The 12,124-nt window shown below is 67.0% G+C and carries 13 protein-coding genes; 12 read left to right on the forward strand and 1 reads right to left on the reverse strand.

Annotated features, from left to right (window positions below):
• Positions 1 to 16 precede the first annotated feature (16 nt).
• Positions 17 to 1,225, forward strand: a complete 1,209-nt coding sequence (locus E6G92_04760; GenBank protein TMJ19123.1) for an FAD-dependent oxidoreductase — start codon at positions 17 to 19, stop codon at positions 1,223 to 1,225.
• A gap of 103 nt (positions 1,226 to 1,328) precedes the next feature.
• On the opposite strand, the gene E6G92_04765 is transcribed toward E6G92_04760, so the two are convergent.
• Complete coding sequence (locus E6G92_04765) at positions 1,329 to 2,558, reverse strand: NADP-dependent isocitrate dehydrogenase (GenBank protein TMJ19124.1); 1,230 nt, start codon at positions 2,556 to 2,558, stop codon at positions 1,329 to 1,331.
• Positions 2,559 to 2,703: 145 nt separating this feature from the next.
• Here E6G92_04765 and E6G92_04770 point away from each other — a divergent pair, with 145 nt between their 5' ends.
• The 11 genes from E6G92_04770 to rseP all read left to right on the forward strand — a co-directional run bounded on the left by E6G92_04770 (position 2,704) and on the right by rseP (position 12,124).
• The gene (locus tag E6G92_04770; protein ID TMJ19125.1) at positions 2,704 to 3,441 is read left to right on the forward strand and encodes a phosphatidylserine decarboxylase; all 738 of its coding nucleotides are present in this window, start codon (positions 2,704 to 2,706) and stop codon (positions 3,439 to 3,441) included.
• 10 nt (positions 3,442 to 3,451) lie between these two features.
• Positions 3,452 to 4,321 carry a phosphatidylcholine/phosphatidylserine synthase gene (locus tag E6G92_04775; protein TMJ19126.1) on the forward strand — a complete coding sequence of 290 codons (870 nt, stop codon included), beginning with the start codon at positions 3,452 to 3,454 and terminating at the stop codon, positions 4,319 to 4,321.
• A gap of 239 nt (positions 4,322 to 4,560) precedes the next feature.
• Positions 4,561 to 4,845, forward strand: coding sequence for a hypothetical protein (locus E6G92_04780; GenBank protein ID TMJ19127.1), 285 nt, complete (start codon positions 4,561 to 4,563; stop codon positions 4,843 to 4,845).
• Positions 4,846 to 4,994: 149 nt separating this feature from the next.
• A complete protein-coding gene (rpsB, locus tag E6G92_04785) occupies positions 4,995 to 5,753 on the forward strand; it encodes a 30S ribosomal protein S2 (GenBank protein TMJ19128.1) in 759 nt (252 codons plus the stop codon).
• Between the two features lie 227 nt (positions 5,754 to 5,980).
• Positions 5,981 to 6,946: an elongation factor Ts gene (locus E6G92_04790; GenBank protein TMJ19129.1), complete on the forward strand. Its 966-nt coding sequence runs from the start codon at positions 5,981 to 5,983 to the stop codon at positions 6,944 to 6,946.
• 81 nt (positions 6,947 to 7,027) lie between these two features.
• On the forward strand, positions 7,028 to 7,744 hold the full coding sequence (locus E6G92_04795) for a UMP kinase (GenBank protein ID TMJ19130.1): 717 nt from the start codon (positions 7,028 to 7,030) through the stop codon (positions 7,742 to 7,744).
• 10 nt (positions 7,745 to 7,754) lie between these two features.
• A complete protein-coding gene (locus E6G92_04800) occupies positions 7,755 to 8,312 on the forward strand; it encodes a ribosome recycling factor (protein TMJ19131.1) in 558 nt (185 codons plus the stop codon).
• Positions 8,313 to 8,374: 62 nt separating this feature from the next.
• Entirely contained in the window at positions 8,375 to 9,019 is a 645-nt protein-coding gene (gene uppS, locus E6G92_04805) for a di-trans,poly-cis-decaprenylcistransferase (protein ID TMJ20712.1), read from the forward strand.
• Positions 9,016 to 9,834 carry a phosphatidate cytidylyltransferase gene (locus tag E6G92_04810; protein TMJ19132.1) on the forward strand — a complete coding sequence of 273 codons (819 nt, stop codon included), beginning with the start codon at positions 9,016 to 9,018 and terminating at the stop codon, positions 9,832 to 9,834. Before uppS ends, E6G92_04810 begins: the two co-directional genes overlap by 4 nt.
• Positions 9,831 to 10,994, forward strand: a complete 1,164-nt coding sequence (locus E6G92_04815; GenBank protein ID TMJ19133.1) for a 1-deoxy-D-xylulose-5-phosphate reductoisomerase — start codon at positions 9,831 to 9,833, stop codon at positions 10,992 to 10,994. Before E6G92_04810 ends, E6G92_04815 begins: the two co-directional genes overlap by 4 nt.
• Entirely contained in the window at positions 10,991 to 12,124 is a 1,134-nt protein-coding gene (gene rseP, locus E6G92_04820) for an RIP metalloprotease RseP (GenBank protein TMJ19134.1), read from the forward strand. The genes E6G92_04815 and rseP overlap by 4 nt, the downstream gene beginning before the upstream one ends.

The raw sequence follows: 12,124 nt of genomic DNA on the forward strand, positions 1-12,124 counted from the left end.
CGCGATTGTCAGCCTCATGGACCACGAAACGGACCTGTTGATCGTCGGCGGCGGACCCGCGGGCATGATGGCCGGCTTGCTCTTCGCCCGCGCGGGCTGCCGGGTCCGCGTGCTTGAGAAGCACGCCGACTTCTTCCGCGATTTCCGCGGCGACACCGTCCACCCTTCGACGATGGAGATCCTCGACCAGCTCGGGATGCTCCAGCGGTTCCTGAAGCGGCCTCACAACCGGGTGGCGACCGCCCAGCTCGCCATCGCCGGGCAGGAGTGGACAATCGGCGACCTCAGCCATCTCGACACCCCGGCCCCGTTCATCGCCATGATGCCGCAGTGGGAGTTCCTCGATTTCCTGCGCGAGGAAGCCAAGACCTTTCCGGAATTCGCGCTGGAAATGACCGCGCCGGTGAGCGGCTTCGTCGAAGAGGAGGGGAGGGTGGCGGGAGTCCGTCTCGAGGACGGCCGCGAGCTGCGCGGGCGACTAACCATCGCCGCCGACGGCCGCGCCTCGATCGCCCGCAATATGCTCCCGCTCGAGGACCTCGGCGCGCCGATGGACGTCTTCTGGTTCCGTATCCCCAAGACGCGGAGCGAGGAGGGTGCGCTGCGCGGCAATGTCCAGCGCGGGCGGCTGCTGGTGATGATCGACCGCGGCGACTATTGGCAATGCGCCTTCCTGATCCCCAAGGGCGCGGCCGAGGCCTACAAAGCGCGCGGCATCGGCGCCGTGCGCGAGGAGGTCGCGGCGGTCGCGCCGCCGGGCCTCGACCTGGGCGAGCTCGACGAGATGAGCGACCTCCATTTGCTGACGGTGAAGCTCGATCGGCTCACCTGCTGGCACAGGGCCGGGCTCCTGGCGATCGGCGACGCGGCCCACGCCATGTCGCCGATCGGCGGAATCGGCATCAACCTCGCCATTCAGGACGCGGTGGCGGCCGCCAACGCGCTGGCGTGGCCGCTCGCCCGGGGCGACGACGTCGATCCGCTGCTCGGCCGGGTCGAGGCGCGGCGGCTGTTCCCGACCCGAATGGTCCAGGCCGCGCAGAAGATCGCACAGGACCGGATCATCGGCCGATTGCTTCAGCCAGGCGCCCCGATCGCCAGGGCGCCCTTGCTCGTGCGCCTGCTCGACCGCTTCCCGTTGCTCAGGCGCATCCCGGGGCGACTGATCGGCTTGGGCATAAGGCGCGAGCGGGTAAGGTCCCCTCTTAAAAGCCGCTCCCCTTGATGGGGAGGGGTTGGGGTGGGGTGGCGTCTCCGGAAGCGCGTGGCCTATGATGAAGTCCACCCCCACCCCAAGCCGCTCCCCATCGAGGGAGGGGGTAGCAAGGTCAGGCCGGCTCGGCTTCCTTCGCCATCGCCGCCTCCAGATTGACCCGGATCGCCTCGAAGAACTGTTCGGTGGTCATCCAGGCCTGGTCGGGGCCGATCAGGATGGCCAAGTCCTTGGTCATCTTGCCGCTCTCGACCGTCTCGACGCAGACCCGCTCGAGCGTCTCGGCGAAGCGGGTCACCTCGGGCGTATCGTCGAACTTGCCGCGATATTTGAGGCCGCCCGTCCAGGCGAAGATCGAGGCGATCGGGTTGGTCGAGGTGGCCTTGCCCTGCTGGTGCATCCGGTAGTGCCGGGTGACGGTGCCGTGCGCCGCCTCGGCCTCGACCGTCTTGCCGTCGGGAGTCATCAGGATCGAGGTCATCAGGCCGAGCGAGCCGAAGCCCTGGGCGACCTGGTCCGACTGGACGTCGCCGTCGTAATTCTTGCAGGCCCAGACGAACTTGCCGCTCCACTTGAGCGCGCTGGCGACCATGTCGTCGATCAGGCGATGCTCGTAGGTGATTCCAGCATCGGCGAACTTCCCCTTGAATTCGCTGTCGTAAATCTCCTGGAACAGATCCTTGAAGCGGCCGTCATAGGCCTTGAGGATCGTGTTCTTGGTGGAGAGATAGACGGGCCAGCCGCGGTTGAGGCCGTAGTTGAAGCAGGCATGGGCGAAATCGCGGATCGATTCGTCGAGATTGTACATCCCCATGGCCACGCCGCCGCCGGGAAAATCGAACACTTCATGCTCGATCGTCTCGCCATTCTCGCCCTGCCACTTGATCGTCAGCTTGCCGGCGCCGGGGACGACGAAGTCGGTCGCCTTATACTGGTCGCCGAAGGCGTGGCGGCCGACGACGATCGGATCGGTCCAGCCGGGGATCAGCCGCGGCACATTCTCGATCACGATCGGCTCGCGGAAGACGACTCCGCCCAGGATGTTGCGGATCGTGCCGTTGGGCGACTTCCACATCTTCTTGAGGCCGAACTCCTCGACGCGGGCCTCGTCCGGGGTGATGGTCGCGCATTTGACCCCGACGCCGTGCTGCTTGATCGCGTTGGCCGCATCGACGGTGATCCGGTCCTCGGTCTCGTCGCGCTTCTCGATGCCGAGGTCGTAATAGAGCAGGTCGACGTCGAGATAGGGCAGGATCAGCCGCTCGCGGATCCATTGCCAGATGATCCGGGTCATCTCGTCGCCGTCGAGCTCGACGACGGGGTTCTTCACCTTGATTTTCGCCATGAGGCTGAGCGCTTTCCTTTGGATTGGATTTGGCTGGGGCCTGTAAGCGGTGGGGGGACGGTGTCAACCGACCGTCTAGGCCGGGCGCTCCCCGGCGCCCGGGCTTGCCATTGTCTCGCCTCGCCGCAGCCCGTAAAGGCGGGCCATGAGTTCGCTTGAGAAGCCGGAAATCGGCACGACCACCGTCAAATGGCGCTGGCCCTCGGTCCATCCGGAAGGGCGCAAGTTCACGGTCATCGCCGGAGCCATCACGCTCGTCTTCTGGCTCGTGCTGGGCTGGGACGTCGTCGGCTGGCTCGCCCTCGGCCTGACGGTCTGGACCGCCGCCTTCTTCCGCGATCCGGTGCGGACGACGCCGTCGGGGGAGGGGCTGATCATCGCGCCCGCCGACGGGCTGGTGACGATGATCACCAACGTGCCGCCGCCCAGGGAGCTGATCGGCGAGGAGGGGCTCGCCGACGATCCGGTGGTGCGCGTCTCCATTTTCATGAGCGTGTTCGACGTCCACATCAATCGCACGCCCATCGCCGGCACGATCCTCAAGGTGGTCTACATCGCCGGCAAGTTCCTAAACGCCGATCTCGACAAAGCGAGCGAGGACAATGAGCGTCAGCACATCCTGGTCGAGGGGCCGGACGGGACCAGGGTCGCCTTCACCCAGATCGCCGGCCTGGTCGCTCGGCGCATCGTGCCCTGGATCAAGGTCGGCGACCGCGTCGCCACCGGCCAGCGCGTCGGCCTGATCCGCTTCGGCAGCCGGGTCGACGTCTATCTGCCCGCCGGCACCTCCTCGCAGGTCCTGCTCGGCCAGCGGACCATCGCCGGGGAGACGATCGTCGGACGGGTCGGGGTCTCCGAGCTGATCGAGGGCGTGGCCCAATGAGCGCGCGAAAGTGAAGGACGATCGACGAGCCGAGCCCCGGCGGGGCATTCCGCTGCGGGCCGTCGTCCCCAACGCCGTCACCGCGCTCGCCCTTTGCTCGGGCCTCTCCGCGATTCGGTTCGCCATCGAAGGCAGCTGGTGGCAGGCAGTCTCCTTCATCGGAGTCGCCGCGGTGCTCGACGGAATGGACGGGCGCATCGCCCGCTCGCTTCGCGCGCAAACCAAGTTCGGCGCCGAGCTCGATTCGCTGTCGGACGTGGTCGCCTTCGGAGCCGCCCCGGCGATCACCGTCTATCTTTGGGCGCTGCAGAACTGGCCTTGGCCGCGGCCAGGCTGGCTGTTTGCCCTGGCCTATGCCGTGTGCATGGCGCTGCGCCTCGCCCGCTTCAATGCGCGGATCGACTCCGAGGACCAGCCGCACAAGTCCGCCGGCTTCCTCACGGGCGTTCCCGCCCCGGCGGGCGCCGCCGTCATTTTGCTGCCGATCCTGCTCTGGCTGGCGAGCGACGGCGAATGGGCCTGGCTCAAGGACTATCGGCTCGTCGCGCCGTGGACCGCGTTCGCGGCCTTCATGGTCATCTCCAGCGTTGCGACCTTCTCGCTCGGCTCGTTCAGGCTGCGCCGCAACGTGCGGCTAGAGGCGATCGGCCTCATCGCTCTGATCGGCGCGGCACTGTTCACCGTGCCTTGGCAGACGCTGGCCGTGCTGGTGTTGATCTATTTGCTGCTGATTCCGGTCAGCATGGCGCGGTATGCGCGAGTCAAACGGCAGCGCGCGCTCGCGGCGCGCGAGGCCGAGCCGATCCAGCCGCCCTTGCCCTTGGCGGGGGAGCGCCCCGCAACGCGGCGACGATCGCGTCCCAATGCGCCTTCACAGTGATTTCGAGAACAAGGCCCAGCGCGATGAGCAGGCCGATGAAAAAGGTGATGGAGAGCATTTGAGCCACAGCTTATCCCCTTACTTATCCACATAACGGACGAGGACGGTGTTTGTTCCCCGCGCAGTCGTATTGTTCTCTATTTGTTCTATTGTCAACGTGCGAATGCAAACGCGAGAGGCGCCGCCGTGGCTTCTTCGGCGGGCCGGTTCGTGATAGGATCTGGGGCGAGGAGGTCACCATGCGCAGGACCGCCGTATACGCCTTTGCCCTGACCGCCTTTGCCAGCGGTATCGCGGCCAAAGCCCAGTCGGAAACCGCGGCCAGCCCGTCCGGGATTTCACCGAGCAACAATGGCACCGGGCCGGACCGCCGCAACAAGATGGTGTGCAGAAGCCAGGGCGATTCGTCGTCCAGGCTCCGCCGCCAGCGAGTTTGCACCACGCAGGCCGAGTGGGACGAGCAGCGCCGGACCGAGCGGCAGAATGTCGAGCGCGCGCAGACCAACAGGATCTGGCCGGGATAGCTCGTCCGCCGGCATGGCCGCTGCGGCTTGATTTGTGACGCCGGCAACGCTAGTTGCGCGCCCATTCCACATGCGTGGCCATCATACCGGTGCTGGGGCTTGCTCCAGTTTCTCGGTCGCGCAGAGGTATAACCGGAAGGAGAAACGACATGGCGTCCACCGACGTCACCATGCAGCAATTGCTCGAGGCCGGAGCGCATTTCGGCCACCAGACCCACCGCTGGAACCCCAAGATGAAGCCGTACATCTTCGGCGAGCGCAACGGGGTGCACATCATCGACCTGTCGCAGACCGTGCCGCTCTTCGCGCGCGCGCTCGACTTCGTCCGCCAGACCGCGGCGGCCGGCGGCAAGGTGCTGTTCGTCGGCACCAAGCGCCAGGCGCAGGATCCGATCGCCGAGGCTGCGCGCCGCTCGGGCCAGCATTTCGTCAACCACCGCTGGCTGGGCGGAATGCTCACCAACTGGAAGACCATCTCCAACTCGATCAGGCGCTTCAAGAGCCTCGAGGAGCAGCTCGCCGGCGACACCGCGGGCCTGACCAAGAAGGAGGTCCTCCAGCTGACCCGCGAGCGCGACAAGCTCGAGCTTTCGCTCGGCGGCATCCGCGACATGGGCGGAATCCCGGACGTGATGTTCGTGATCGACGCCAACAAGGAAGAGCTGGCGATCAAGGAAGCGAACGTGCTCGGAATCCCGGTCGTCGCGATCCTCGATTCGAACGTCAGCCCGCAGGGCATCGCCTTCCCGGTTCCGGGCAATGACGACGCCAGCCGCGCCATCCGCCTCTACACCGATGCGATCGCCGATGCGGTGCTCGCCGGCAAGCAGGGCGGCGCCCAGGCCCGCGGAGTCGACATCGGCGCGCAGGACGAGCCCCCGGCCGAGGCCGCGCTAGCCGAGGCTTAATAAGTCCGGGCCGGCATCCCATATCGGATGCGACCCATTCCCGTTCGGGCTGAGCCTGTGCTTCGATACGGCATTTCGACTTCGCTCAATGCCTACTCAGCATGAGCGGTTTGGATTGAATAGCGAACCGCTCATCCTGAGTAGCGGCTGAGCTTGTCGAAGCCGCGTATCGAAGGACAGGCTCAGGGCGAACGGCGTTTTGGATAACCACCAAAAGGATACGAGACATGGCTGAGATCACGGCCGCGACTGTTAAGGAACTGCGTGAGCGCACCGGCGCCGGCATGATGGATTGCAAGAAGGCGCTCGGCGAGACGAACGGCGACATGGAAGCCGCCATCGACTGGCTGCGCACCAAGGGCCTCGCCGCCGCCGCCAAGAAGGCCGGCCGCCAGGCCGCCGAAGGCCTCGTCGGAGTCACCGTCGACGGCAGCAAGGGCGCGATCATCGAGGTCAACAGCGAGACCGACTTCGTCGCCAAGAACGAGCAGTTCCAGGATTTCGTGCGCACCGTCGCCGCGATCACGCTCGGCACGGGCAGCGACATCGAGGGGCTGAAGGACTCCTGCTGGCCGGGCGGCGGCACCGTCGAGGAGAAGCTGACCAACAACATCGCGACGATCGGCGAGAACCAGTCGATCCGCCGCGCGGCTTTGCTCGAGGTAGAGCAGGGCGTGATCGTCTCCTACGTGCACAACGCGGTCGCTCCGGGCCTCGGCAAGATCGGCGTGCTGGTCGCGCTCGAGAGCGGCGCCGACAAGGGCGCGCTGGAGGCGCTCGGCAAGCATCTCGCCATGCACATCGCCGCGGCCAGCCCGTTGGCGATGACCGGCGACGCGCTCGATCCCGCTATGGTCGAGCGCGAGCGCGGCATCGCCCGTGAAAAGGCGGCCGAGAGCGGCAAGCCGGCCGAGATCGTCGAGAAGATGGTCGAAGGCGCGATGGCCAAGTTCCGCAAGGAGAACGCTTTGCTCTCGCAGCTCTTCGTCATGGACAACAAGACGAAGGTCGAGGACGTGATCGCCGCTTCGGCCAAGGAAGCCGGCGCTCCGGTCGCGCTCAAGGCCTATGTCCGCTTCCAGCTCGGCGAGGGCATCGAGAAGAAGGTCGACGACTTCGCGGCCGAAGTCGCAGCGGCCTCGGGCGTAAAAAAAAACGTAGAGACGACGGACAAGGTTGAGCCCGTCGCCTGAACGCCTTGGCAGGGTGGCGCGCGCCGATTAAGGTGCGCGCCGCCTGCCTGTCCGCTTGTTCAAACGACCCAAGGGAGCCTTATGCCGCGCCCACGCTTCAACCGCATCCTCCTGAAGCTTTCCGGCGAAGTGCTGATGGGGGAGGGGCAGTTCGGCATCGATCCCGACACGGTCGCCCGGCTCGCAGGTGAGATCAAGGCCGCGGTCGACGACGGCCACGCGCTTTGCCTGGTCGTCGGCGGCGGCAACATCTTCCGCGGCCTCGCGGGCGCGGCCGCCGGCTTCGACCGGGCGAGCGCCGACTATATGGGCATGCTGGCGACGGTGATGAACGCGCTCGCCATGCAGAACGCGCTCGAGAAGATCGGCGTCGACACGCGGGTCCAGTCCGCCATTCCGATGGCCACGGTCTCCGAGCCCTATATCCGCCGCCGGGCGGTCCGGCACATGGAGAAGGGCCGGGTGGTGATCTTCGCCGCCGGCACCGGTAACCCGTTCTTCACCACCGACACTGCAGCGGCGCTGCGCGCCGCCGAGATGGGCTGCGACGCTTTGTTCAAGGGCACCAGCGTCGACGGCGTCTACGATGCCGACCCGAAGCAGAAGACCGATGCAAAACGTTACGAAACAGTCACTTTCGATCGGGTCCTTTCGGACAATCTGAAGGTGATGGACGCCACCGCCGTCGCGCTTTGCCGCGACAACAACATTCCCATCGTCGTCTTCAACGTCCGCGAGCGGGGCAATCTTGCCCGCGTGCTCGGCGGCGACGGCACGGCGACGACCGTCCAGAACTGAGGAGAGAAACATGCCCGCCTATGACAAGGCCGATATCCAGCGCCGCATGCACGGCGCGGTCGAGGCGCTGAGGCACGATCTCAGCGGCCTGCGCACGGGCCGCGCCTCCACCGCCCTGCTCGATCCGGTCACGGTCGAGGTCTACGGCGCCAACATGCCGCTAAACCAGGTGGCCACCGTCTCAGCACCGGAGCCGCGGCTGCTGTCGGTGCAGGTGTGGGACAAATCGAACGTCGGGCCGGTCGAAAAGGCGATCCGCAATGCGGGGCTCGGAATCAATCCGATCACCGACGGCACCCACATCCGCCTGCCGATCCCCGATCTGACCGAAGAGCGGCGCAAGGAGCTCGCCAAGCTCGCCCATCAATATGCGGAGAAGGCCAGGGTCGCGGTCCGCAACGTCCGCCGCGACGGCATGGACGCGCTCAAGACCGACGAGAAGAAGAAGGAAATCAGCGAGGACGAGCATAAGCGCCTCGACACCGAGGTGCAGAAGCTGACCGACGATACGATCAAGGAGATCGACGACGTGCTCGGCGCCAAGGACCGGGAGATCCTCCAGAAGTGACCGCCGAGCCGGCCAGGGCCGGGCCGGAAGGCGGCTCCGTTCCCCGGCACGTCGCCATCATCATGGACGGCAATGGCCGCTGGGCCAAGGCGCGCGGCCTGCCCCGCGCCGCCGGGCATCGCGCCGGCGCCGAGGCGGCCCGTACCGTTCTCCGCGCCGCGGGCGAGGCAGGCGTGGAATGCCTCACGCTCTACGCTTTCTCCTCCGAGAACTGGCGGCGGCCGGCGCAGGAGATCAGCGATCTCACCGGCCTGCTTCGCTTCTACATCCAGCGCGAGCTGGACAGCCTGCATCGCGAGGGCATCCGGCTCGTGATCCTCGGCGATCACACCGCGTTCGAGAGCGATGTCGCGAAGATGGTCGACAAAGCGGTGGCCAAGACGGCCGGCAACAGCCGCATGACCCTCGCCATCGCGCTCAACTACGGCGCCCGCGCGGAGCTGGTCCGGGCGGCCAGGCTGGCGGCGGAGAAAGGCGAGATCGACGAGGCGGCGATCGAGGCCGGGCTCGACACGGCGGGCCTGCCGCCCCTCGATCTCGTCATCCGCACTTCGGGCGAACACCGCCTGTCCAACTTTCTCTTGTGGCAAGCCGCCTACGCCGAGCTGCTGTTCGTGGACACGCTGTGGCCCGATTTCGACGGCAAGGCGCTTCGGGCGGCCATTGCCGATTACGCGCGGCGCGAGCGGCGCTACGGAGGTTTATGAGCGAAGCTGGTCAATCGGATCTGCCGACGCGCTTCGCCGCCGGCGTGGTGATGATCGCGGTCGCCCTGGGGGCGGCGACGCTCGGCGGCTGGTGGCTGCGCGCGCTGGTGGCCGCGGCGGCGGCCGTCATGCTGGTCGAGTGGGCCGACATGCAGCGCGTGGCGCGCAGGTGGGCCTATGTTTCGGCCGCGCTGGCGGCCGTAGCCCTGCTCGCCTTGAGCGAATATCTCTATCCCGCGGCCGAAGCCCTGGTCGAGGTCGAGACTCCCGATCTGGCGCCCAACTGGCTGGCGTTCGGCGCATTGGCCGGTCTCGGCGTGCTGATCGCCGCTGCGAGCCGGCGAGCGAAGATGGGCTGGGGCTTCGCCTATGTCACGATCCCGAGCTTCGGCCTGCTTTGCCTCTCATGGATCTGGGAGGTGCTCGTCCTGTGGGTTTTCGCAGTCACCTGGGCGGTCGACATCTTCGCCTATTTCGCGGGCCGCGGCATCGGCGGCCCGAAGCTCGCGCCGCGGATCAGCCCGAACAAGACCTGGGCAGGGCTGATCGGAGGCATGGCGGGCGCCGCTTTGGCCGGCTGGCTGATCGCTTATTGGTTCGAGCTGGAGCCCTTTTTCCGCTGGGCCGGCGCGCCGATGGGCCTCGCCGCCCAGATCGGGGACCTCTACGAAAGCTGGGAGAAGCGCCGCGCCGGGATCAAGGATTCGGGCGGCCTGCTCCCCGGACATGGCGGGGTGCTCGACCGGCTCGATGGGCTGCTCGCCGTGGCTCTCCTCACAACCGTCATGCTGATGGCGGGGTTCTGGACCGGGTGAGCGCGCGCACCATCACCATCTTGGGAGCGACCGGGTCGGTCGGCCGCTCGACGCTCGATCTCGTCGCCCGCAACCGCGAGCGCTACGAGGTGCGCGCCCTCACCGCCCACACCGACGTTTCCGGCCTTGCCCAGCTGGCACGCGATTTCGGCGCCCGACAGGCCGTGATCGGCGACGAAAGGCTGCTGGGGGCGCTGAGGGACGCACTTGCCGGATCGGACGTCGAGGCGGCGGCAGGCGAGGGGGCAATCGCCGACGCCGCGGCCTCCGGCGCCGAATGGACGATGGCCGCGATCGTCGGCACCGCAGGCCTGACGCCGGTGATGCGCGCCCTCGAAGGCGGCGGAACGGTCGCCCTCGCCAACAAGGAGGCGCTGGTCACCGCCGGCGCGCTGATGACCGAGGCCGCGCGGGCGAGCGGCGCGACCCTGTTGCCTGTCGATTCCGAGCATAATGCGGTGTTCCAATGCTTCGACCGCGCCCATCCGCAATCCGTTCGGCGGATCATCCTCACCGCGAGCGGCGGACCGTTCCGCACCTGGCCGATCGAGCGCATGCGCGCCGCGACCCCGACGGAAGCGGTGGCCCATCCGAACTGGTCGATGGGCGCCAAGATCTCGGTCGATTGCGCGACCTTGATGAACAAGGGGCTCGAGCTGATCGAGGCCTTTCACATGTTCCCCGTCGGCGCCGACGCGCTCGACGTCGTCGTCCACCCCCAGTCGGTGATCCACAGCCTCGTCGAATATGTCGACGGCTCGGTCCTCGCGCAGCTTGGCGCGCCCGACATGCGCGTGCCGATCGCCCACACGCTCGCCTGGCCGGAACGGATGGAGACGCCCTGCGAGCGGCTCGATCTCGTCGCCGTCGGCAGGCTCGATTTCGAGGCGCCCGACCTCGAGCGCTTCCCCGCTCTGGCTCTCGCGCGCAGTGCTTTGTCGCACGGTGGCCCCAAGCCGGCGATTCTCAACGCCGCCAACGAGGTGGCGGTCGCTTCTTTCCTTGAAAGGCGGATCGGTTTCCTCGATATCGCCGCTCTGGTCGGCGACGTGCTGGCCTGCTTTGACCCTCCCGCCCCCAGGTCGATCGACGAGGTGCTGGAGATCGACCGCGAAGCCCGGCGCGTGGCCGCCGAGGCGACAGGAAAGACCCGCATTTGAACAGTCCCGGCCTCGCCTTCACCATCCTGGCGTTCCTGCTTGCCATCGGCCCACTCATCATCGTCCACGAGCTCGGCCATTATCTGACCGGGCGGCTGTTCGGGGTGAAGGCCGACACCTTCTCGATCGGCTTCGGCCGCGAGGTCGCGGGGTGGACCGACAAGCGGGGCACGCGCTGGAAGGTCGGCTGGCTCCCGCTCGGCGGCTACGTCAAGTTCAAGGGCGACATGAACCCGGCCTCTACGCCAAGCGACGAATGGCTTTCCATGCCGGCGGCGGAGAGGGCCGAGACGTTCCAGGCCCAGAAGCTGTGGCGGCGCTTCCTGATCGTCGCCGCCGGCCCGGTGACCAATTTCCTGTTCGCGATCGTCGCCTTCATGATCATCTTCGCGGCGGTCGGCTATCCGACGACCCCTGCCGGCGTCGGCGCGGTCTCGCCTGGAAGCGCGGCGGAGGCCGCGGGCTTCAGGCCGGGGGACCAGATCGTCGGCGTCGACGGCAACCGCATCGAAACCTTCGCCGACCTTCAGTCCTATGTCATGCTCCGTCCTGAGGAGGAGATGGCCTTCGACGTCCGGCGCGAGGGCCGCACCATCGTCCTTCACGCGACGACGCGGGCAGAGATGCGCGAGGACGAGTTCCACAATCGCGCCCGTGCCGGCCTGCTCGGCGTCAGCCCCAATGGCGCTCTCGAATTCGCTCCGCTGCCCCTCAGCCAGCTGCCGGGCACGGCGATCAAAACGACCGCCGGAATCGTCGAATCGATGATGGTCGCGCTGGGCCAGGTCGCGTCCGGACGGCGCTCGCTCCAGGAGCTCGGCGGGCCGCTCAAGATCGCGGAAGTGTCTGGCCAGCAGGCGAGTCTCGGCTGGCTGCCCTTCTTCTGGCTGATGAGCGTCGTCTCAATTAATCTGGGATTCATCAACCTCTTGCCAATCCCGCTGCTCGACGGGGGGCACCTGTTGTTCTACGCGATCGAGGGAGTGAGGCGCAAACCGCTCAGGCCGGAAGCCCAGGAATGGGCGTTCAGGACGGGGCTCGCAGTGCTGCTGGCGCTGATGGCCTTCGTCACCTTCAACGACTTGGCCTCTTTCGGCCTTTTTAGTGGGCTTGGCCGCTTGATCGGCTAA

The organism is Alphaproteobacteria bacterium, from assembly GCA_005883305.1.
Lineage (GTDB): Bacteria > Pseudomonadota > Alphaproteobacteria > Sphingomonadales > Sphingomonadaceae > Allosphingosinicella.